The organism is Hymenobacter ruber (genome assembly GCF_054783255.1).
The window spans coordinates 834,602-855,129 of the sequence record NZ_BAAGQX010000002.1 but is presented as its reverse complement, the minus strand read 5'-3'; the positions used below and the strand labels follow the sequence as shown (position 1 = coordinate 855,129).

Annotated in this window: 18 protein-coding genes; 7 read left to right on the top strand and 11 right to left on the bottom strand. The window is 63.8% G+C overall.

All coding sequences use genetic code 11. The features are described from left to right. Positions 1 to 41: 41 nt before the first annotated feature. From ACYVM5_RS04385 to ACYVM5_RS04345, 9 genes are all read right to left on the bottom strand, one after another. Complete coding sequence (locus ACYVM5_RS04385; RefSeq protein ID WP_460616922.1) at positions 42 to 881, bottom strand: glycosyltransferase family 2 protein; 840 nt, start codon at positions 879 to 881, stop codon at positions 42 to 44. Positions 882 to 913: 32 nt separating this feature from the next. Next, positions 914 to 2,251, bottom strand: coding sequence for a glycosyltransferase family 4 protein (locus tag ACYVM5_RS04380; RefSeq protein ID WP_460616921.1), 1,338 nt, complete (start codon positions 2,249 to 2,251; stop codon positions 914 to 916). Beyond that, on the bottom strand, positions 2,248 to 3,288 hold the full coding sequence (locus ACYVM5_RS04375; protein WP_460616920.1) for a nucleotide-diphospho-sugar transferase: 1,041 nt from the start codon (positions 3,286 to 3,288) through the stop codon (positions 2,248 to 2,250). The genes ACYVM5_RS04380 and ACYVM5_RS04375 overlap by 4 nt, the downstream gene beginning before the upstream one ends. Next, entirely contained in the window at positions 3,257 to 4,585 is a 1,329-nt protein-coding gene (locus ACYVM5_RS04370) for an O-antigen ligase family protein (RefSeq protein WP_460616919.1), read from the bottom strand. The genes ACYVM5_RS04375 and ACYVM5_RS04370 overlap by 32 nt, the downstream gene beginning before the upstream one ends. 171 nt (positions 4,586 to 4,756) lie before the next feature. Then, complete coding sequence (locus ACYVM5_RS04365; protein ID WP_460616918.1) at positions 4,757 to 5,869, bottom strand: glycosyltransferase family 4 protein; 1,113 nt, start codon at positions 5,867 to 5,869, stop codon at positions 4,757 to 4,759. 15 nt (positions 5,870 to 5,884) lie between these two features. Next, positions 5,885 to 7,549 carry a lipopolysaccharide biosynthesis protein gene (locus tag ACYVM5_RS04360; RefSeq protein WP_460616917.1) on the bottom strand — a complete coding sequence of 555 codons (1,665 nt, stop codon included), beginning with the start codon at positions 7,547 to 7,549 and terminating at the stop codon, positions 5,885 to 5,887. A gap of 165 nt (positions 7,550 to 7,714) precedes the next feature. Then, complete coding sequence (locus ACYVM5_RS04355) at positions 7,715 to 10,099, bottom strand: polysaccharide biosynthesis tyrosine autokinase (RefSeq protein WP_460616916.1); 2,385 nt, start codon at positions 10,097 to 10,099, stop codon at positions 7,715 to 7,717. Positions 10,100 to 10,158: 59 nt separating this feature from the next. Continuing rightward, positions 10,159 to 10,947, bottom strand: a complete 789-nt coding sequence (locus ACYVM5_RS04350; RefSeq protein WP_460616915.1) for a polysaccharide biosynthesis/export family protein — start codon at positions 10,945 to 10,947, stop codon at positions 10,159 to 10,161. A gap of 312 nt (positions 10,948 to 11,259) precedes the next feature. Continuing rightward, on the bottom strand, positions 11,260 to 11,856 hold the full coding sequence (locus ACYVM5_RS04345) for an FMN-dependent NADH-azoreductase (protein WP_460616914.1): 597 nt from the start codon (positions 11,854 to 11,856) through the stop codon (positions 11,260 to 11,262). A gap of 221 nt (positions 11,857 to 12,077) precedes the next feature. On the opposite strand from ACYVM5_RS04345, the gene ACYVM5_RS04340 reads away from it, so the two are divergent. Continuing rightward, positions 12,078 to 12,440: a winged helix-turn-helix transcriptional regulator gene (locus ACYVM5_RS04340; protein WP_460616913.1), complete on the top strand. Its 363-nt coding sequence runs from the start codon at positions 12,078 to 12,080 to the stop codon at positions 12,438 to 12,440. A 157-nt stretch (positions 12,441 to 12,597) separates the two neighbouring features. Then, a complete protein-coding gene (locus tag ACYVM5_RS04335; protein ID WP_460616912.1) occupies positions 12,598 to 13,023 on the top strand; it encodes a hypothetical protein in 426 nt (141 codons plus the stop codon). 6 nt (positions 13,024 to 13,029) lie between these two features. Here the strand turns inward: ACYVM5_RS04335 and ACYVM5_RS04330 are convergent, their stop codons facing one another. Then, positions 13,030 to 13,521 (bottom strand): carboxypeptidase-like regulatory domain-containing protein, encoded by a 492-nt coding sequence (locus ACYVM5_RS04330; protein WP_460616911.1) that lies wholly within the window; start codon positions 13,519 to 13,521, stop codon positions 13,030 to 13,032. 306 nt (positions 13,522 to 13,827) lie between these two features. Here ACYVM5_RS04330 and ACYVM5_RS04325 point away from each other — a divergent pair, with 306 nt between their 5' ends. From ACYVM5_RS04325 to ACYVM5_RS04310, 4 genes are all read left to right on the top strand, one after another. After that, the gene (locus tag ACYVM5_RS04325; RefSeq protein ID WP_460616910.1) at positions 13,828 to 15,258 is read left to right on the top strand and encodes a pectate lyase family protein; all 1,431 of its coding nucleotides are present in this window, start codon (positions 13,828 to 13,830) and stop codon (positions 15,256 to 15,258) included. A gap of 297 nt (positions 15,259 to 15,555) precedes the next feature. After that, a complete protein-coding gene (locus ACYVM5_RS04320) occupies positions 15,556 to 16,506 on the top strand; it encodes an alpha/beta fold hydrolase (protein WP_460616909.1) in 951 nt (316 codons plus the stop codon). A gap of 132 nt (positions 16,507 to 16,638) precedes the next feature. Beyond that, positions 16,639 to 17,763: a sensor histidine kinase gene (locus tag ACYVM5_RS04315; protein WP_460616908.1), complete on the top strand. Its 1,125-nt coding sequence runs from the start codon at positions 16,639 to 16,641 to the stop codon at positions 17,761 to 17,763. Further along, positions 17,760 to 18,506, top strand: coding sequence for a LytR/AlgR family response regulator transcription factor (locus ACYVM5_RS04310; RefSeq protein ID WP_460616907.1), 747 nt, complete (start codon positions 17,760 to 17,762; stop codon positions 18,504 to 18,506). Before ACYVM5_RS04315 ends, ACYVM5_RS04310 begins: the two co-directional genes overlap by 4 nt. A 14-nt stretch (positions 18,507 to 18,520) precedes the next feature. Here the strand turns inward: ACYVM5_RS04310 and ACYVM5_RS04305 are convergent, their stop codons facing one another. Next, positions 18,521 to 18,877, bottom strand: a complete 357-nt coding sequence (locus tag ACYVM5_RS04305; RefSeq protein ID WP_460616906.1) for a glyoxalase superfamily protein — start codon at positions 18,875 to 18,877, stop codon at positions 18,521 to 18,523. 152 nt (positions 18,878 to 19,029) lie between these two features. On the opposite strand from ACYVM5_RS04305, the gene ACYVM5_RS04300 reads away from it, so the two are divergent. Beyond that, positions 19,030 to 20,520: an amidase gene (locus ACYVM5_RS04300; protein WP_460616905.1), complete on the top strand. Its 1,491-nt coding sequence runs from the start codon at positions 19,030 to 19,032 to the stop codon at positions 20,518 to 20,520. Positions 20,521 to 20,528: the final 8 nt, after the last annotated feature.

Here is a 20,528-nt window from a genome sequence, read left to right as displayed (position 1 = left end):
TTGGGGTGAAGGAAAAAGGGGCAAGCCCCCGCGCCCTACACTTAGTGCATGAAATACCCGGCCAGCCGGCGGGCGTAGCCATTCAGCAGGAAATAAGGCAGGTAGGGGCGAGGGCAGTTTTTGAGGGAGAAGTGCGTGAAATTGCGCAGGTTGCCGCCCCCCCGAATGCCGAACAAATGCTGCAAATAACCCTTCAGGCTGCGCTGGCGGCGGGTTTGTTCCTGGCCGCTTTCCTCGGGGTAGGTGCTGAGGCGGGCGTCGTAGTTGCAGAACACCGGGAAGCCGTGGCGACGGGCCACACTGGTGTAGTCGAAATCGGCGAGGTAGTGCGGCAGGCGTTTCTCATCAAACAGGCCAATGGCCTCGATGACGGCCAGTGGGATGAGCAAGCCGCGGCCCGGCAGGTACGTAACGGGGTGCAGGCCGTGGCGCTCGGAGGGCGCGAGTTCGGTGAGCAGGTCGTGGCGGGTGTTGGTGCTCCAGTCCAGCCGCTCGCCGCCGTACACGGGCTCGCCGGTGGCAGCGTCGAGCTCCAGCGCGCCCAGCACGGCGGTGGGGTGCTGGTCGGCGTAGGCCAGCATCCGCTCGATGAAATCGGGCAGGGCCAGCACGTCGTTGTTCATGGTGAGCACGCGGGTGGCCCCCAGGGCCAGGGCGCGGCGGATGCCCGCATTCACGCCGGCCGTCCAGTAGAGGTTGCCGTCGCCAGTCACCACTTCCACCTCCGGAAACTCGTTGGCCAGCACCTCGGCCGTGCCGTCGGTGGAGCCGTCGTCAACCACCACAACGCGGAAATCGGTGCGGGTTTGCTGCCGAAGCGAGTTCAGACAGGCGCGGGTGTAGGGCAGGCGGTTGAAAACCGGAATGACAACGTACAGCATAAAAAGGCTTACAGAAAAAGGGTGGGTGGAAGTCAGGATGACAATTGGGATTGAATGGCCGCGGGGCGGCGCTTGCGGCGGCGCAGGCGCGAGAGTGGCAGCCTGCGCCGCCGGCCGAGCGTGAGCGGTGGGCTGGCCGGGGCCAGATTGAGGTCGCGCAGCATGGTCAGCAAGCGGTCGAGGCGCTGGGGCCAGGTCTGGCGCAGGGCGAATTCGTAGCCGGCGCGGCCCATGGCACGGCGCGCATCGGGCTGGTCGTACACGTATTCCACGGCCCGCGCCATGGCGGCGGTGGCCACGGCCGGCGACTCCACCGATACCTTGATAGCGGCCGCGTCGGGCAGGAACGTGCGGGCGCCCTGGTGGTTGAGCGTGATAATGGGCAGGCCCGTAGCCAGCGCTTCCATGAACTGTGAGGCGAACGAATCGCGCAGCGAGCCGAACAGGAACACGTCGCTATTGAGCATGGCGGCATGCACTTCAGCCCACGGCACGCTGCCGCGCCAGGTCACGCGGCCCATCAGCCCGTATTGGGCAATCCAGCCGGGCACGAGGTCGCGCATGGGGCCATCGCCCAGCACGGTGAGGTGAAATTTCACTCGTTTATCGACCTGCGAAAGGGCATCGAGCACCAGCGGCAGGGCCTTGTTGGGATAGAGCCGGCCCACCCACAGCAGCTGCAGCTCGGGCTGCGCCGGCCGCTCCGGAAACTCGGCCGCCCGGAAGGCTTCTGACAGGCCCGTATCAAGGAAAAGCTCCACCCGTTTGGCCCCCAAGCGCCGGGCCAGATTGGCCGATTCGTCGTTGGAAGCCAGCACCAGGGCGGCGTGGCGCAGGTTTTGGCGCAGGTTGTAGTCGAAGGTGGTGAGCACCCAGGTGAAAGCCGAGCGCAGGGTTTCGGTCTGGAACCAGTCGGGCAGGTACTGCCGGAAGGCGATGGGGGCTTTCTGAGCACCGCCCACCGGGCCGTACACCAGCGGCTTGCCCAGCCGCCACAGCCAGGAGCCCATTTTCAGGCTGCTGTACGTGGCGTGGTGCACCAGGTCGAAGTCGTTTTCCTGGTCCAGCTGCCGCGCCATTCGCCAGGCCGTGTATTGCCAGATGAAGTAGTGCAGGTACACGCCAAACTGCCAGCGGTACAGAAACTGCACCCAGCCGGGCACCTTCGGATAAAGGAATTGAATGCGCCCGGCCGCGCCCTCGTGGGCATTGTTGGCGAGGAAAGTGGCAATGCCCAGGCGGCCATATGGCGTGGTGAGGCACCACACATGGTGGCCGCGCTGCGCCATGCCCCAGGCCCAGTGGAAGCCGTTGCCGCACTCGCCGCCCTGGGCGGGGTTGCAGGCGTAGGAGGAGACGAGAACATTCATGACGACAATGCAGAAACAGGGTGAGGATGAACAACCGAAGCCGCCACGGGCCTGGGCGGCGAGGCAGGGGCGGGGCTGGCCGCCGGACGCAGCCGGGCCAGCAGCCGCCGCACCGTGGCCCAGGCGCGGCCGGCCAGATGCTCGCGGAAGTGGCGGGCATCGCGGCGGGCATCGCGCAGCACCACGGGCGGGTGGCGCAGCGGAAACGCCAGCTCGTGCGCGGCGGGGTGGGCGTCCTGGTCGTGGGGGTCGAAGGTGTGGGTGGCGTCGTCACCGAAGCCGATGTTGGTGACCAGGTTCGCGGCCGGAATAATGGTGAGGCCGCCGTTGCAGGCCACCGCGAAGTGCCACTGGTAGTCCCAGATGTGGGGCGGCTGCGGGCCGAGGCGCACGGCTTCAAACTTGCGCAGCCAGTACTGCCGCTCCAGCCAGGCGGGGTAAATGTTTTCCAACACGCCGCGCCGGCGCAGCTCGGTGAGCAGCGTGAGGTGAATATCGAAGTGCCGCCAAGCGCGCCGCCAGGTGGCCCAGCCCCAGCTGTGCACCCGCCCCGAGAAATGGTAGGAGTCGGCCTCGGGCGCGGCAGGCTGCCGGGCCTCGCGGGAGAGGTTATTGCCGCTGATGTGCATCACGCGGCTATCGTAGCGGTAGCGACGCAGCAACTGCTCGCAGAAAGTGAAAAAGCTGGCCGTGGGCAGGCAGTCATCTTCCAGAATAATGCCCTCCGGCTCTTGCTGAAAAAACCAGTCGATGGCCGTGGCCGGCCCCAGGCCGCAGCCCAGGTTATCGTCCCGAAACAGCGTCCGGACCGTGCAGGGCCAGTCGACTTCGGCGGCTATCAAGGCACGGGTTTCGTTGCAAAGGGCGGCATCGGTGGGGCGGCCGGGGCGGGGGCCATCGGCCGCTACGTAGAGGCGGGCGGGCTGGGCCTGGCGCAGGGCTTCCAGCACGCGCCGCGCCGCTTGGGGGCGGTTGAACACGATGAGCAGCACGGGGGTATCCAGCTCAGGGGCGGGCGAGGTCGGGAGCGTGGGCATGGCGGACGGTGGCAAATGAATCGAAGCGGGGTAGGCGGGCGGGCTGCGGGACGGCCGGAACAGGCGTGGGCACGCGGCCGGGCTCAGCAGCAGCCGCCAGCGAGAGGCCCAGCAGGCCGAAGAAATACAGGGGCCAGTCGTAGGAAATGCTGTAGACCAGCGAGCTGATGCTGTACACGATGAGCACCGCCGAGGTGGGCGGCAGCGGAGCGCGGCTCAGCAGGCGGCGGCCCAGCAGCACCAGCGGCACCAGCACCGTGAGCAGCAGCCCGAGAATGCCGAAATAGAACAACCTATCGACGTAGAAGCTGTGGAAGTGGTGGCCCGTGCCGTCGGCCCACACCTGCACCTGCCCGCCGCCATCCTCGGCCAGCGTGTAGAACTGCACCGGCAGCTCAAAGCCTTTCAGGCGCATGCCGGCAATGGGGTATTCTTCCAGATAAGGCTTATAAGCCTCAAACTGCTTCAGCCGCCAGCTGCCGGTGCCCTGCTTGTCGGGGTGCATGATGTCGCCGATGCTGGTTTCCAGCTTCTTCACCACTTTGGGGTCGCTGAGGGCCACCAGGCCGCCCGAAACCAGCACAAACAGCGGCAGCAGCACCATGGGCAGCAGCCGGGCCGAGCTGAGGCGGGCACCTTCCACACGGCCCAGCAGTAGCAGCACCGTGTTCAGGGCCAGCGCCGCGCCCATGGCCACCCACACCGACCGGTGCTGCAAGAAGATGACCAGCGCCGCTCCCATAAAAAACAGCAGCAGCCGCACCATACCGCCCCGCGTCAGGTACTGGTTGAGGTAGTAGAGCGTGGGCAGCAGCAACATCATGGCCGACGTGGAGGCGAAGCCGCGCTCGTTGTCCAGGAAAGCCGACAGGCTCAACGCGTCGGGGTGGTACACGGCCAGGTCGGCCAGCAGGCCCAGCATCACGGTGCCCATCAGCAGGCCAAACGGCGGCGGCCCAAACCGGCGATAAAACGCATACAGGCCAAAAACATGGCTTAATATCAACAGCTTGGCGAATACGTGCGGATACACCGCCCACGAGCCCCAGCTGGCATACGACTCCAGCGCCAGCCCGCCCAGCGCGGCCACCACCACCAGAAACCAGCGCCGCATCAGCGGCTGCATGTACCGGAAATACAGCACCGAAAAGCCGCAGGAAGTGGCCAGCAGCAGCAGCCCGAACTTCGCCAGCACCGGCGAACCCTCGTCGGCCAGCGCAAACTCCGTAAAAGCACGGTCCGTGATGAGCCCCCCCAGCACCGGCAGCACGTATAGAAAGCGTAGACTTAGCTTCATTTTGGGGTATGGGCTTGGGGAAAATGGGTTAGTAACTACAATGGCCGTCATGCTGAGCGAAGCCGCAGCATCTCTATCGCTTCGTTGCTTCGATTGAATTAGTGACTGCGGGCAAGATGCTTCGCTGCGCTCTGCATGACGGGCTGGTGTATGACGTTCTTTCAAATAGCCTCAGCACGCCACCATCGGCGAGTCCTCGCGGGCTTCCTCGTACACGCGGTGGGTGTCGGCCACGGTGCGGGTCCAGGTGAAATCGCGCACCCGGTCCTGGCCGCGCCGGGTGAGAATCTGGCGCAGGGCACGGTCGTAGAGCACGCGGTCGAGCTGCTCGTGCAGTTCGTCGGCATCGTGCGGGGCGAAATAGAGGGCCGCATCCTGCGCGATTTCGGGAAAGCACGAGGCATTGCTGAGCACCACCGGACACTGCTGCCCGAAGGCTTCAAGAATGGGAAATCCAAACCCCTCATAAAGAGAAGGAAATACGAAAGCCCGCGCCCGGTGGTAGAGGTGGTGCAGCTGGCCATCGGAGAGGTAGCCGAGCTGGTGGGCGTGCCCGGCTATGCCGGCCTCGCGCAGCTGCGCCATTTCTTCCTCAGTGAAGGGGCCACCGCCGGCGCACAGCAGGTGCAGGCCCGGGTATTCGGCGTGCAGCATCCCGAAGGCCTTCACCAGGCAGCCAAAATTCTTGTAGGCCCGGCGGCTGCCGATGAACAGCAGGTAGTCATCGGGGGCCACCACGGTTTCCTCATAGGGGTAGTGGCGCACGGCGTGGCCGTGGTGCACCACGGTCACGTGGTCGGGCGGCACGGGCAGCAGGCGCAGCACGTCGGCCCGGGTGTTTTCTGATACCGTGATGATGCGGGCGGCGCGGCTGGCCAGCGTGCTCAGCTCCGAGCCGGGGCGCTGAAAATACTCGCTGAACAGGGCCGGAATCATGTCGTGAATGGTGATGACGAACGGCTTCTTGCCCAGCAAATCCAGAAACCAGGTCTGGTCGTTCACGGTGGGGTGAAACACGTCGAACTTCTGGCGCTGAATGGCCTTGCACGAGGCCCGGCGGTTGGCGTACTGCATCATGCGCCACAGGCCCGGCACCTGCACGCCGGGCAGCAGCCCCATGTGGCGGGTGTGCTTCCGGTCTTTCAGGTAGATGTTGTTGCTGAGCACCACGGGCAGCTCGCAGGATACCTCCGGCCCGGCGTGGTCGATAAGCTCGTAGAAGTAGCGGGAAACGCCGCCCACATCCTGAATGGAAAACGTTTCGGGTTCGTACAGGATTTTCATAGCCGGGGCAGGGAGCTAGGCAAGCTCAGTTTCAGCGGTGGAGAAATGGGTGGGTTGGGTCTCGGCCGGGGTTTCGGCTTCCAGTTCGATGGCAATAGCGGTAGTAGACGCGGGCACCGTAGCGGGTGCGTCGCCGGCCTGCCGGGCTAGGCGGGCGGCCATGGCGTGCAGCAGGCGCGGCACCAGGCGGTTGGTGCCCGTGGTGTGGGGGCCGGTGAGGCGGGCCAGTAGGGAGCGCATCACGGTGCGCAGCTGCACGGGCGGGCGCACCAGTACCAGGGCCGTCAGCACCACGGCTCCGGTGAGCACCTCGGCCACCAGCATGGCCAGGGCGGGCGCGTGCAGGGCCAGCAGTCCCAGGCGCACGGCCCCGATGGCCCCGGCTGCTACGGCCCCCGCCAGCACGCCCGGCCCGTAGGCCCCGATTACCGCAAAGGGTGCCGCGCCCAATTCGCGCCGCATAATGTTGGAGTAAAGCGCCGTGCGCAGCAGCTCACAGCCCACCATGGCCCAGGCCACGCCCACCAGCCCAAACTTGCTGCCCACAAACAGCAGCCCGGCCAGCGCCGCCAGGCACACCAGCGTGAGCAGCAGCTTGTGGCTGAGGGCGGCCGTGGCATCGCACACCACGCCGGCAAACATGGTGATGGCGCTCAATACATACGTCACGCTAATGACCTGCAGAATGGGCACGGCGGCCATCCATTTCTCGCCCAGCATCACGTGCACGATTTCCGGGGCCGCCACGGCCGCGCCGGCGCATACGGGCGTGATAATCATGGCCACCAGTGTGATGCTGCTCAGGTAAACCTCGCGCAGCCGAGCCCGGTTGGCCTGCACCTGGCTGAAGGATGGGAACACCACCTTCGCCACGTTGCTGGACAGCAGGTACACCGGCAGGCCAATCAGCAGCCCGCCGCGCGTGTAGATGCCCAGCGCCGCCGGCCCCAGCAGCCGCCCAATCAGCAGCGTATCGAGCGACTGCGTCACAAACTCCACGAAGCTGATTGCTGACATCCGGCTGCCATAGGCCAGCAGCGGTTTATAAGCCTCCCAACTGAACAGGGGCCGAAGCGTGTGCCGCACTGCCCCGTAAGCCAGTATGCTCATTATCAACCCCTGGCCCAGCGTGGCGCTCACCAGCGCCCACACCCCGAAGCCCTGCCAGGCCAGCACCATGCCCAGCCCCAGGTAGCTTATCAGGAACGAAGCCATCTCGAAAATAGCCAGCGCCCGGAACCGCATGGCCCGGTGCAGCAGGCTCATGGCCGTGCCATTGAGGCCACTAAACAGGATGCCCAGCGCCAGCGCCCGCACCACGGGCACCACCTCGGGCTGATGCACAATGGTGGCCGCCAGCGGCGCGCCCGCCACCAGCAGCCCCGCAAAAAACACCCCCAGCACTACCGACGATGTGAAGGCCGCCCGCACATCACGCTCCGTCAAGTCAGGCTTCTGAATGATGGCCCGCTCCATGCCCATCTTGGCGAAATACACCCCGAAGCGCAGAATGACGCCCGCCAGTGCCACCAACCCAAAGGCGGCCGGGCTCAGCAGGCGCGCCATCACGGCGGTGTAGCCCACTTGCAGCACCGAGTTGACGATGGTGGCCGTCATCGTCCACTTCACACCATTGACGGTGGCCACGGTCAGGTTTTCAGGTTCGTCGGTGGAGGCCATTTTGGGGTGGTGGGGTGTTGCTGTTTTAAATCGGTAGAAGGCTTATGCAGAGCGCAGCGAAGCATCTTTACCGCACAATGCAATCAGTTAAAAGGGGGAGTGGTGGCGGGCAAAATGCTTCGCTGCACTCTGCATGACGGCCTCCCTTCATCGTTCACTGTTGCCTCAGTACCCATAGGCATAAGCCTTCTGCTTATACCGGTACTCGTAGTTGCGGCTGAAGTGCATGTCGTTGATAATCATGTAGAGCTGCTTGATGCGCTGTGATTGGTGCAGCTCGTTTATCTGGTTCACCAGGCTGCGCTCGGTGTAGTTGTGGCGCACCACGTAGATGTTGGCGTCGAGGAAGCGCACCAGCACAAAGTATTCGGCCACGAAGCCCACCGGCGGGGTGTCGAGCACCACGTAGTCGTACTCGGCGCGGAGCTGGGCGATGAGCTCGGCCATGCGCGGGCGCTCCAGCAGCTCGGTGGGGTTGGTGGGTATCTGGCCGCAGGTTATCACGTCGAGGTGGGGCACACCGCTGGGGCGGCAGGCCTCTTCCAGCGTGCTTTCTTCGCGCAGGTAGCTGGCCAGGCCGTGGGCGGGCACGGGGTCGAGGTCGAAGTAGCCGGCCACGGTGGGGCGGCGCAGGTCGGTTTCCACCAGCATGACGCGGCGGCCGGCCATGGCCAGTTCGGTGGCAATGTTCACGGCGCAGAAGGTTTTGCCCTCGCCCGGAATCGACGATGTGACGCCCAGCACCTTCTTATCGAGCCCCGCCGCCAGGTACTGCAAATTCACCCGAATGGACCGGAACGACTCCGCAATCGGCCCCTTGGGGTCCTGCAGCATCGTCACCTTGTCCTGCTTCGAGCCGTGGGCCACCACGCCCAGCAGCGGAATACTCGTGACTTCGGCCAAATCCTCACGGCCCTGGATGCGGCGGTTGGCCTTGTCCAGCAGCAGCACGAGGCCGGTGGGCAGCAGCACGCCCGCCAGCGCGGCCATCAACCAGGCCAGCATCGGTTTCGGCGACTCAGGCCCGGCGCTGGTTTGCTGGGCGGGGTCGATGATTTTCTTGTCCGTTGCATTCGTGGCCAGCGCGATGGCGGCTTCGTTGCGTTTGTCCACCAGGAAGTTGTAGTTCTTCTCGTTGAAGTCGCTGGTGCTTTTCAGCGAGGTCAGCTGCCGCTCGCTTTCGGGCATCTGGCTCATCTGGCCGCGCACCTGGCCCAGTTGGCTGTCGAGGTCGCGCAGGGCAATGTCGTTGGCCCGGCTCATGTTGGCCAGCGTCTGAATCAACGACTCTTTGGTGTTGCGAATGCGGCCGTCGAGCACGGTCAGGAGCGGATTTTCGCCGCTGGCGGTGGCGCTCAACTCGGCCCGTTTCTCGTTCAGGTTGCTCAGTTGCATAATCAGGCTGTTGAGCACGGGGTCCTCAATGCCCGCGCTGCTGGGCGAGGCCACCTGGCTGGCGTTGCGGTTGGCGCGCAGGTAGCCCAGCATGTTCTGGTAGTACTTGCGGCGGGTGGCCACCTGGGCGCGTTCAGCTTCGAGCCCGCTCATGCGCTGAATGCCCGTGCTCGACTGCGCGGCCACGTCCAGCACCCCGCGCGTGGCCCGGAAGGTGGCCAGCGCCTCGGCCGACTGCCGCCGCTTGCCCGAAAGCTTGTCAATTTCCTGGTTTAGAAACGCCAGCGTTTTGCGGCCGGTCTGGTCCTTTTCGCGCAGGTCTTCGGCGATGTACTGCGCCATCAGCGTGTCCAGAAACTGCGTGCCTTTGGCCGAAACCGTGTTTTTGGTCGTCAGCTCAATGATGCGCGACTCGTGGTCGATGGGCCGCACGGCGAGGCTGCCCTGGTACTGGCCGGCCGCTCCGTTCAGGTCATTCAGCACGAAGTAGTAGGCCGCCGGCTCCTGCCCAAACACCATGCTCGGGTCTTTCTGAATAACGGCCGTGAGCAGCCGCGTGCGCACAGTATCGCCCCAGGCAGCCGTCTGGTCCACATTCACATCGGAGATGTCGGAAATGCGCTCGCTGGTAGGCAGGCTGAACAGCCCGCCTTTCTTGGCCGTGGCGCGCAGCCGGAAGCGGCCCGGCCCGGCCGGCTCCACATAAATGGGCACGCCCGTGAGCTGCGGCGACTGCAAATCGACCCACACCCGAAACGGCACCGCGCCCGCCGCCCGCTCGCGCACCTGCAACGGCCGCACCTTGTTCAGCCAGGTGGTGGGCTGGGCGTAGTAGCTCACGGCATAGGGCAACCGGGCCACCGCCTGCCGCACAAACTCGGCCGAGGTGAGCACGCCCACTTCGTCCTCCATTTTCGGGCCTTTCTCGTGCACTTGCAGCAGCTGCAGCAGCTCCTGGGCCTGTTTCGAGCCGGTGCCCTGGTCGCCGAGCAGCATGGTGGAGCGGAAGGCATACACCGGCGCCTTCACCTGCAGATACAGGTAGGCGCAGCTGCCCGCCAGCACTATCGCCAGCACAAACAGCGGCCAGCGCGTGCGCAGCTTAAAAAACAGCGCGTGCAAATCAATCTCATCAGGAGCGGGCCGGGTTTCCATAGTCGGAAGCAGAAATAGGGTGGGGCGAGCAAGCGGGCGCGGCACAAGGCCGGCCCGGCTTAGTTTGCCTTGATGAAGCTCAGGAGCAGAATAATGGTCGAAAGGCCGCCAAACACCAGACCGAGGTTGTTGGCGTTGCCGCGGCTGGTGCGGGCCTTCAGCGGCTCCACATACAGGGCGTCGTTGGGCAGCAGGTAGTAGTATTTCGAGCGCAGCAGGTTGGGGTCGGTCAGGTCCAGGAGCACCACTTCCGAGCCTTTTGGCGTCTGCCGAATCAGTTTCACGTTAGTGCGGTTGCCGAATTCGCCCACGTCGCCGGCCAGGCCCAGGGCCTCCAGCACGGTGGCCTGCGAGTTGTACACGAAGTAGCGCCCGGGAGCTCGCACCTCGCCTAATATGGTGAGCTTGAAGCTGGTGAGTTTCACCAGTACGTTGGCCTCGCGCATGAAGCGGGCCACTTCCTTTTGAATAAGCTGCTGGGTTTCTTCCACCGTGAGACCGGCCACTTTCAGCCGGCCCGCCGTGGGCAGGTTGATGCTGCCGGTGTCATCCACCGAATAGCCGGAGGCGAAAATGTTGCCCGGGTCGCCGCTCTGGATGTTCTGCCCGCTGGTCACGCTGAACAGGTCATTCAGGGCCGGCTGCACGCTCTGCACCCGGATGCTGAGCACGTCGCCGGGCTGCAGCCGATATACCTGCCGCTCATTCTCAACCTGCACCGCCGCCCGGGTCGAGTAGTCCTTGCCTTGCAGATAGGGCAGCTGCTGCTGCGACACGCACGACCCCAGCAACGCCCCCGCCACCAGCAACCCCAAAACCCACGTGCGGAAGTAAACCATTGAGTTCATAAACTGACCGTAGCGAAGCGCGGGCCCGGTGCCGAACCAGTGCCTTTGTGCACCAGGTTCAAGCCTCGTTCCCCGCCTCGGGTAATGGAGATTAAGGGCTAATTTAATGAATTATTCGATATATAGTATAAATTATTTATTTTTCTGTATTAATCAGATTTTAATGGTGGTTTAATCTTGCTATAAACCAATCATTTTGCCGGGAAGTAATTCCGCTCTACGCCGGTCTGAACGCACTAATCCCAGCAGCGGCTCCGGCCAATGGGAGCTGCTGCTGGGATTAGTGCGTGGCCGAACGCGGCCGGCCTACGTCTATACGGCTACGCTGTCGATACCCTTTTGCAATGCAGTAGCTTGTAGGTCAGGTATTTTAAGTCCTTCGGCCCGGGCCACGGTTATGTCGGTCAGGCCCAGGAAGCCGAGCATGAAGCGCAGGTAGGGCGCGGCAAAATCAGCGCCCTGCATTGGGCCCTCGGAGTAAAGGCCGCCGCTGGCCACCGCCAGATATACCTTCTTGCCCGTAATCAGCCCTTCTGGGCCAGTGGCAGTATAGCGAAACGTGACGCCCGCCCGCGTGAGGTGGTCGAGCCACGCCTTGAGCGACGAGGGAATGCTGAAATTGTAGAACGGCACCCCAATCACGAGGACATCGGCCGCCATCACCTGCGCAATGGCCTCATCGGAGTGGCGCACGGCTTCCTGCTGCGCGGCCGAGCGGCTTTCGGCCGGTGCGAAGTACGCTTGCAGGTGCGCTTCTTCGAGGTGCGGAAACGGATGGGTGGCTACGTCGCGCACCACCACGGTGCTGCCGGGCTGCGCGGTCAGCAGCTTGTCGATGATGCCCTGGCTAAGGCGGGTGCTGACGGATTCGGCGCCGCGGGCGCTGGAAATAATTTGCAGAATCTGCATAAAAAAGGGCAAATGAGGTGATAAGCCGCGGGCTAGCCTCCGTAGCCCATCGGCCACCGGCAGCTGCCCGCCCACTGAGTAGCCAAACTGTTATTTGGTATTCAGATTACCTCAAGTAATCAGCCGGGCGTTTGTTAGTAACTTGCTTCAACTACAGATTACGTGGCGGTAGCTTGATTACCGGCAGGTAATCAGACCTGTTTGCTCCGTCCTTTATTGCCATGACCGTACCCAAAGACCATTCTCAATGTGCCCCCACGATGGAGGCCCTGCGCCACGCCCTGCTGGTCGTCAACGGCAAGTGGAAGCTCCAGATTATTGTGGCGCTGCTGTCCGGCGCCCGGCATTTCCGGGGGCTGGAGCGCAGTGTGCCGGGCATCTCCACCAAAGTGCTGGCCAAGGAGCTGAAAGATTTGGAAGCTCATCAGTTCATCGCCCGCACGGTGCACCCCGGCCCGCCCGTGGTAGTAGATTACCAGCTCTTGCCCTATGCCCACTCGCTCGACCCTGTTATTGAGGTGCTAAGAGCGTGGGGTATGCAGCATCAGCAGCGGTTGGAGGCAGCGGCAGCGGTACCAGTTTAGCGGCGGTTTTGTGCTTTCCAGCCCGTAGGTTTACAGAAGCTGGGGAAGTACCAGCGCGGGCTGCTGGTACCGGCTATTTATCGGCAATGCTCAGGATGCCTGTCTGGGCATAGCAGGCGCAAGACACCCGCTTCCTTAAGAATAGAAACCCGCTGCCATGTCCCCAACCCTCGACTACCTGCAATACCAGTTTCGGTCCGACCTTCAGATACTGGTGGGCCGCTGGCTGCGGCAGCCTACCGATGAAGAATTGCGCGCCGGCTACCACCAGCTGCTCGACGCGGCCGAAGCCTACGGGGCCCGCCTCTGGCTGGTAGATGGCCGCCGCCGCGCCCACGCCAACCAGCAAAATACCCCCTGGATGATGGAAGAATTTCTGCCCCAGCTGCCCGGGCGGCTGGGTGGGCAGGTGTTCATGGCCTACCTGTTTATGCCCACGCATTTGTACGAGCTGGAGCACGACGCGGCGGTGCCCCCGCTCACGTACTTCGACGGCCGCCAGTACCACGTGCAGCGCTTCACCGAGGAACTGAACGCCATGCGGTGGCTGCAAGCCTGCGCCGCTGCCCAGGGCCAGCCGTAAAACGGCTTATTTCAGATTAGTATTCCGGTTGTTGAGGCGCACGACCTGGCCGGCGCGCTTGCCGCTGCGCTTAATGCGGGCTCCTTCGGCCTGCTCCAGCACCAGGCGGGGCAGCGTGCAGTCGGTGAGGGCAATTTCTTGGGGCGTGTAGCCGGCCGCGCCCACCACCAGCGTCTGGCCCTGGTACACGGGGTCGGTGAGGCGGAATTTGCCTTCCGAATCGGTCACGTACACGTCGTGGGTGCCTTTTACGAGCAGCGTGGCCCCAATCAGCGGCCGCCCGTTGGGCTCATAAACAACGCCGGCGAGGGGTGCGCACGCCAGCCGCATGGCCGCCCGGCCCGAACTGCTGGCTGCGGGCCGCGACGACATGGCAATACGGTCCTGGGCATTGCCGGCGGGCGACAAGGTGCTCGTACTGGCGCTTTGGGCAGCAACGGTCTGGCTGCTTCCTACGGCAAGAATGGTGACTGCGAAGGCGAGGAAATATGAGCGCATGGGCAAGCAGTATGAAGGACGAGAGCAGGAAGTAATGTGAAGATATTGCTTAATAATTAACTTATAATAATAATTGCAATAATTTTTATCGGAATGATGCCTTTTGAGTAGGCATTCAATCTTAAGCGCGGAGCTTACAGAACGACCATACCAATCAACTGGCTCGGTTTTTACTTAGTTTCGAAAAGTGAGGTTTCATGCCCTATTCACGCATTGATGGGTAAGTTGTTGCCTCAATCAGCCAGTATGCCCAAATTTTCTGAACATCGTTTTTCTCGTCTGCGCTCGGTGCGGACGCTCCATCTAATGGCTCTGAGCCTATTGTTGCTGCCAGCGACGAGCTGGGCGCAGGGGCTGGTAGCTTTTCCGGGGGCCGAGGGTGCGGGGCGCTTCACCACCGGCGGGCGCGGCACGGCGGCGGTACCCACCACGGTGCTCGAAGTCACGAACCTGCTCGACGACAACCAGCCCGGCTGCCTGCGCTACGCTTTGCAGTTGAATGCGGCCAAAGCCCCGGCCCGCACCATCGTATTTCGGGTGTCGGGCACCATTCACCTGCTGTCGCCGCTGTTCATCAGTAAGCCGAACACCACCATTGCGGGCCAGACGGCTCCCGGTGATGGCATTTGCCTGGCCGACTACCCGGTGTCGGTGAAGGCGAATAATGTGATTGTGCGCTTTATTCGCTTCCGGATGGGCGATAAGAACCAGAACGGCGGCTTTATGGACGGTGCAGGCGGCGACGATGCCTTCGGCGGCACGCGCAACAACCATCTTATCGTGGACCACTGCTCGATGAGCTGGAGCACCGACGAGGGCCTGAGCGTGTACGAGGGCGACAGCACCACCCTGCAATGGAACCTCATCGCGGAGCCGCTGAACTACTCGTACCACTACGAAAAGGGCGATACCGACTACGAGCGGCACGGTTTCGGCGGCATTTGGGGCGGGCAGCATTCGTCGTTTCATCACAACCTGTTTGCGCACTGCAAAAACCGTACGCCGCGCTTCAATGGCAGCCGCTACACGCATCCGGCCGGCTTCGAGAATGCCGATTTCAGCAACAACGTGATTTACGATTGGGGCGAAAACAACGTGTACGCCGGCGAGGGCGGCAACTACAACGTGGTGAACAACTACTACAAGCCCGGCCCCAGCACTAACCCCAAAGTGCAGGCCCAGGTGCTGAACCCGTACAAAATCGACAAGGAAAAAGGCCGCCTGCCCTACGGCAAGTTCTACCTGACCGGCAACTACGTGGACGGTGCGCCCGCCGTGACGGCCCGCAACTGGCGCGGCGTGGTGATGAACGGCGGTACCGCCGCCGACACCGTGCAATCGAAAGTGACAACGCCCTTCGACCTCGGCCCGCTGGCCCTGCAAACGGCCCCCGCTGCCTACGAGGCCGTGCTAAACGGCGCGGGGGCCATCTGCCCGCAGCGCGACACGCTCGACCAGCGCATTGTGCGGGAGGTGCGCACCCGCACCGGTACCCTCATCGACGTGCAGGGCCACTACCCGCACGGCACACCCTACAGCATCTCCCAGAAAGCCTGGCCGGTGCTAAAGTCTACCGCCGCGCCCCTCGATACCGACCACGATGGCATGCCCGATGCCTGGGAAAAGGCCAATGGCCTGAACCCGAAAGACCCCGCCGACCGCGGCCTGCGCGCCACGGACGGCTACACCAATCTGGAGAGCTATCTGAACAGCCTAGTGGGAATGGGAGTGAAGTAGAGCCCAGAAGCCAGGGATAATAAAGGATGGTCATGCTGAGCGCAGCCGAAGCATCTCTACCACAGTAGTAATCCATTTATCAGGAATAGTTGCACGGTAGAGATGCTTCGGCTGCGCTCAGCATGACCGTTTTGATGAATAGCCGGCTCTCCCATAATGCAGGCGTAGCTTTTCCATTCAGCCGGTATTGCGCCCGTTCGGCGGGCCGGAATACCGTTCGCTTAAATTTCGTTTCGGCCGCTGAAACGGGCCGGTAAGTTTGGGTCATTCAATCACCAATCACCCCGCACTTACCCGATGAAAACTTCTGCTTTCACCCGCCGCCTGTCCCTGTCATTGTCATTGTTGCTGCTGAGCGCGGCGGGTTCCGCTTTTGCTATGAACCCGGACGCCGCGCCCGCCGCCAAAATCGGGGCCGACAACCCCACTGCGCACCCCACTTTCACGGTGCGCGTGGTGGGCAAGGGCCAGCCCATGCTGCTGATTCCCGGCCTGAACTGCACCGGCGCGGTGTGGGACGAGGCCGTGGCCCACTACCAGTCGCAGTACCAGTGCCACGTGATTTCGCTGGCCGGTTTCGGTGGCACGGCCCCGGTGGCCGTGACCGACCCGCTGCTGCCCGCCGTGCGCGACCAGCTCCTGGCCTACATCAAAACCCAGAAGCTGACCAAGCCTACCGTGGTGGGCCACAGCCTGGGCGGCTTCATGGCGCTGGCTTTGAGCGCGGCCCAGCCCGACGCCATCGGCCCGCTCGTGATTGTGGATTCGCTGCCCTTTCTGGCGGCCATCCAGAACCCCGCCGCTACCGTGGAAACCGTGCGGCCCATGGCCGATAAGATGCGCCAGCAGATGAAACAAGGCCACATGCCCGCCGCCGCTCAGCGCCAGATGGTGGCTGGCATGGCCACCGACACCGCCCGCCAAACCCTGATTGCCCGCTGGGGCATGGCCTCGGACCCCGCCACTACCGCCCAGGCCATGTACGATATGTACACCATCGACCTGCGCAACGACATCAGCCGCATCAAACAGCCGGTGCTGGTGCTGGGGGCCTGGGCCGCCTACGCCCAATATGGCTCGACCAAGGAAAGCACCCGCGCCATCTTCGCGCAGCAATACGCCAAGCTGCCGCAGACGCGCATCGAGATGTCGGAAGCCGGCCGCCACTTCCTGATGTATGATGACACGGCGTGGTTGCTGGCCCAGTCCGATGCGTTTTTGAAGCAGCCGGCCGTGGCGAAGAAATAGGGCCGTACAAGAAGGAAATATTTGGCATTTAGGCGGTCATGCAGCGCGCAGCGAAGCATGACCGCCTTTGTACCGCAGTTACTTTTGCACGGCTACCCCATGCTAGCCCCTCAATCTCATCGCTCTATCCTCATGCCTCGTTCTTCAGCCCGCCCTCGTTTGTATTGGATTCTGCAGGTGGGCGGCTGGGGCGCGTATGGGTTGCTGGGCGGCGTGCTTTCGGCCGTTTTTGGCAAGTTCAAGCCAATAATCATTCCCATCGAAATCATTGTGGCGGGCGCGATGCTGCTGGGCAGCCACCTGCTGCGGCTGTACCTGCGCCGCCACGGCTGGACGCGCCTGCCGCTGGCAAAGCTGCTGCCGCGGCTGCTGCTCGGCAACCTGCTCGTATCGGTGGGCAGCATGGCCCTTACCGGGGTGCTTGTGACGCTGCTGTACTGGCTGGTGGACCCGGCCAGCCAGGGCGGCAAAGGCTTTCCGTGGCTGCAGTATGTGGGTTACACGGCCAATTCGTTTTTCTTCATGCTGCTGTGGTCGGCGGCGTATTTCAGCCTGCATTATTTCGACAACCTGCGGCAGGCCGAAATCGACAAATGGAAGTTGACCGCTGCCGTGCGCGACGCCGAAATGCGCACCCTCAAGGCCCAGATTAATCCGCATTTCCTGTTCAACGGCCTCAACAACATCCGCGCCCTGGTGCTGGAAAACCCGCTGCGCGCCCGCGAGATGATGACGCACCTCTCGGACCTGCTGCGCTACTCCCTGCAACTGAACACCCGCGAGCAGGTGCCGCTGGCCCGCGAGCTCGAAATCGTGGCCCATTACCTCACCCTCGAAACCCTGCAGCTCGAAGAGCGCCTGCGCTTCACCCTCGACGTGGCCCCCGCCACCCTGGAGGTGCTGCTGCCGCCCATGACGCTGCAATTATTGGTCGAAAACGCCATCAAGCACGGCATCGCGCCCCGGCCGGGCGGGGGCGATATCCGCATTTCGGCCCAGCTGGAACGGCCCGGGCAGGTGCTCATCACCGTGCGCAACCCCGGCCGCTACCAGCCCAACCCTGCCGGGCACGGCCCCGCCGCCCTCGACCACACGGGCATTGGCCTGCCCAATGCTCACGAACGCCTTCAACTGCTGTTCGGCCCCACGGCCAGCCTTGTCATCGGCGATGATGCCCGGCAGGCCGATACCGTGACGGCTGAGCTGCGCCTGCCCTTGCTAACTACTGCTCCGACCCTCACCCTCGCTTCTGCATGAACGTTTTAATCGTTGACGACTCGCGCCTGGCGCGCACCGAGCTACGCCACTTGCTCCAGGCTTTCCCCGATGTGATGGTGGTGGGCGAGGCCCGCCACGCCGACGAAGCCCGCACCCAAATCGAGGCCCTGCGGCCCGATTTATTGCTGCTTGATGTGCAGATGCCGGGCCAGACCGGCTTCGAGCTGCTGGCCTCGCTGGACGCGGCCCCGCACGTCATCTTCACCACGGCTTACGACGAATACGCCCTCCAAGCCTTCGCCGTGAACGCCCTCGACTACCTGCTGAAACCCGTGCAGGAAGCCCGCCTGGCCGCCGCCCTGACCAAGGCCCGCGCCCGCAGCACGGCTCCGGTGCCAGCCCAGATGGCCCCGGCCGGCCCCGCCGAGGAAGCCCCGCAGGCCCCGCTCACGGCCCAGGACCAGGTGTTTGTGAAGGACGGCGAGCGGTGCTGGTTCGTGAAGCTGGCCGACATCAAGCTCTTCGAAATCAACGGCAGCTACACCCGCATTCACTTCGAAAACCACCAGCCGCTCATTCCGCGCACCCTGCAGCAGCTAGAGGCACGCCTCGACCCAAAAGTGTTTTTCCGCGTCAACCGCCAGCAGATTATCAACCTCAAGTGGATTGCCGGCATCGAGCCCTGGTTCAGCAACACGCTAAAGCTGACGTTGCGCGGCGGGGGCGAGGTGGAAGTATCGCGGCAGCAGTCGGTGCGGTTCCGGGAGCTGCTGAGCTTGTAGCTCGTGGGAGATGACTAAGAGCAGATTTCGGCAAACACCAGGCTGTTGCCGAATGGGTCGGTCACTTCTATCTGCATCACTTTGTCGCTCCAGGTAGTTTTTTGCAGCGCCGGGCTCGGGAAGGCCGAGTCTTTTGTCGTGAGCCGGTAGTGGTAGGCAATCAGGCCGTTGATTTCGGCAATGGCCTTGGCTCCGGCGCAGCTTTCTTCGGGGTAGTTGGTGAGGTGCAGCACGATGCCGCCGCGCGATACCTGCATGTACAGCGGCTCCCGTTCTGACCGGTCTTCCCAATCAATTCGGAACCCCAGCCAATCGATGTAAAAATCGAGGGCTTGCTGGTAATCAGAAATCCGAAAAATGGGTGTAACCATTGGGCAAGGTAGCAGAACCGTGTGTGTTGGTTTTGTGCTGATATTTCGTGGAAATATAACGAAAAATCAGCAATATTTCCCACGTTGTGGGCTGATATACGCCCGCCGTGCTTGTTTCAGATTGCCCGGCCGGTGCCGCCTACATTTAGCCCATGATTTCTCCCGCCGAATACGACCGGCTCGATGGCCTGGCCCAGGCCGCCCTCGTGTGTGCCGGCCAGCTCACGCCCGCCGAACTGTGCGCGGCCGCCATCGCCCGTGCCGAAGCAGTGAACCCCCAAATCAACGCCGTGGTGCACCCGCTGTACGAGCCCGCCCGGGCGCGGGCTACTGCCGGGCTGCCGGCCGGGCCATTCGGCGGCGTGCCGTTTTTGCTCAAAGATTTTGGGGCGCAGTACGCCGGCGCGCCGCACACCTCGGGCAGCCGGGCGCTGCGCGGTTTCATTCCCCAGGAAGATGCCGAGCTGGTGCGCCGCTGGCAGGCCGCCGGTCTCAACATCCTGGGCAAAACCAATACCCCCGAGTTTGCCCTGATGGGCGTGACCGAGCCCCTGCTGCACGGCCCCGCCCGCAACCCCTGGAACCTCAACCATACGCCCGGCGGCAGCAGCGGCGGGGCTGCGGCGGCCGTGGCGGCGGGCATCGTGCCGGTAGCCGGCGCGGGCGATGGGGGCGGGTCCATCCGGATTCCGGCGGCGTGCTGCGGGCTGTTTGGGCTGAAGCCGAGCCGGGGACGCGTGCCCACCGGCCCGGAGCAAGGCGAAAAGTGGCAGGGCGCCGCCGTGGAGCACGTTCTCAGCCGCTCGGTGCGCGACAGCGCGGCCCTGCTCGATGCCACGCAGGGGCCGGACGCGGGCGCGCCGTACTTCTTGCCCAACCCTGCCCGGCCCTACTTGGAAGAAGTGAGCCGGGAGCCTGGCCGGCTGCGTATTGCCTTCAGCCTGGGCCATCCGCTGGGTAGCGCCCTGCACCCGGAGTGCGCCACCGCCGTGCGCGATGCGGCCAAGCTGCTCGAAAGCCTGAGCCACGACGTGGAAGAAGTGCCGCTGCCCTTTGATGGGCGGGCTGTGGCTTCGGCTTTTCTGATGCTGTATTTCGGCGAAACCGGGGCCAGCATCGCGGCCCTGGCCAAGCACCTGGGCCGCCCCGCCCGGCCCGCCGACGTGGAGCCCACCACCTGGCTGCTGGGCCTGCTGGGCCGCACCTACACCGCCGCCGATTTCGCCGCCGCCCGCCAGACTTGGAACGACCACGCCCGGGCCTTCGGCCGCTTCCACCAAACCTACGACCTGCTGCTTACGCCCACGCTGGCCACGCCGCCCGTGCGCATCGGCGAGCTGCAGCCCAAGCCCCTGGAGCAAAAACTGCTGAAGCTGGTGAACACCTTCGGCCTCGGTGGCCTCATCCGCCGCTCCGGCATCGTGGAGAAGCTGGCCGAGCAGAGCCTTGAAAAAACGCCCTACACCCAGGTGGCCAACCTCACCGGCCAGCCCGCCATGTCGGTGCCCCTGCATTGGACGGCCGCCGGCCTGCCCTGCGGCGTGCAGTTCATTGCCCGGCTGGGGGCTGAGGACGTGCTGTTCCGGCTGGCCGGGCAGCTGGAGCAGGCCCGGCCGTGGTTCGACAAGCGGCCGGTGCTGTAGCGGCCTTG

Excerpts from the sequence above, each read along its gene's own strand:
- ACYVM5_RS04345 (WP_460616914.1), bottom strand. The coding sequence starts at position 11,856 with ATGCAGATTCTGCAAATTATTTCCAGCGCCCGCGGCGCCGAATCCGTC.
- ACYVM5_RS04385 (WP_460616922.1), bottom strand. The coding sequence starts at position 881 with ATGCTGTACGTTGTCATTCCGGTTTTCAACCGCCTGCCCTACACCCGC.
- ACYVM5_RS04325 (WP_460616910.1), top strand. The coding sequence starts at position 13,828 with ATGGCTCTGAGCCTATTGTTGCTGCCAGCGACGAGCTGGGCGCAGGGG.
- ACYVM5_RS04360 (WP_460616917.1), bottom strand. The coding sequence starts at position 7,549 with ATGGCCTCCACCGACGAACCTGAAAACCTGACCGTGGCCACCGTCAAT.
- ACYVM5_RS04310 (WP_460616907.1), top strand. The coding sequence starts at position 17,760 with ATGAACGTTTTAATCGTTGACGACTCGCGCCTGGCGCGCACCGAGCTA.
- ACYVM5_RS04365 (WP_460616918.1), bottom strand. The coding sequence starts at position 5,869 with ATGAAAATCCTGTACGAACCCGAAACGTTTTCCATTCAGGATGTGGGC.
- ACYVM5_RS04335 (WP_460616912.1), top strand. The coding sequence starts at position 12,598 with ATGTCCCCAACCCTCGACTACCTGCAATACCAGTTTCGGTCCGACCTT.
- ACYVM5_RS04330 (WP_460616911.1), bottom strand. The coding sequence starts at position 13,521 with ATGCGCTCATATTTCCTCGCCTTCGCAGTCACCATTCTTGCCGTAGGA.
- ACYVM5_RS04370 (WP_460616919.1), bottom strand. The coding sequence starts at position 4,585 with ATGAAGCTAAGTCTACGCTTTCTATACGTGCTGCCGGTGCTGGGGGGG.
- ACYVM5_RS04340 (WP_460616913.1), top strand. The coding sequence starts at position 12,078 with ATGACCGTACCCAAAGACCATTCTCAATGTGCCCCCACGATGGAGGCC.
- ACYVM5_RS04300 (WP_460616905.1), top strand. The coding sequence starts at position 19,030 with ATGATTTCTCCCGCCGAATACGACCGGCTCGATGGCCTGGCCCAGGCC.
- ACYVM5_RS04375 (WP_460616920.1), bottom strand. The coding sequence starts at position 3,288 with ATGCCCACGCTCCCGACCTCGCCCGCCCCTGAGCTGGATACCCCCGTG.
- ACYVM5_RS04315 (WP_460616908.1), top strand. The coding sequence starts at position 16,639 with ATGCCTCGTTCTTCAGCCCGCCCTCGTTTGTATTGGATTCTGCAGGTG.
- ACYVM5_RS04350 (WP_460616915.1), bottom strand. The coding sequence starts at position 10,947 with ATGAACTCAATGGTTTACTTCCGCACGTGGGTTTTGGGGTTGCTGGTG.
- ACYVM5_RS04380 (WP_460616921.1), bottom strand. The coding sequence starts at position 2,251 with ATGAATGTTCTCGTCTCCTCCTACGCCTGCAACCCCGCCCAGGGCGGC.
- ACYVM5_RS04305 (WP_460616906.1), bottom strand. The coding sequence starts at position 18,877 with ATGGTTACACCCATTTTTCGGATTTCTGATTACCAGCAAGCCCTCGAT.
- ACYVM5_RS04355 (WP_460616916.1), bottom strand. The coding sequence starts at position 10,099 with ATGGAAACCCGGCCCGCTCCTGATGAGATTGATTTGCACGCGCTGTTT.
- ACYVM5_RS04320 (WP_460616909.1), top strand. The coding sequence starts at position 15,556 with ATGAAAACTTCTGCTTTCACCCGCCGCCTGTCCCTGTCATTGTCATTG.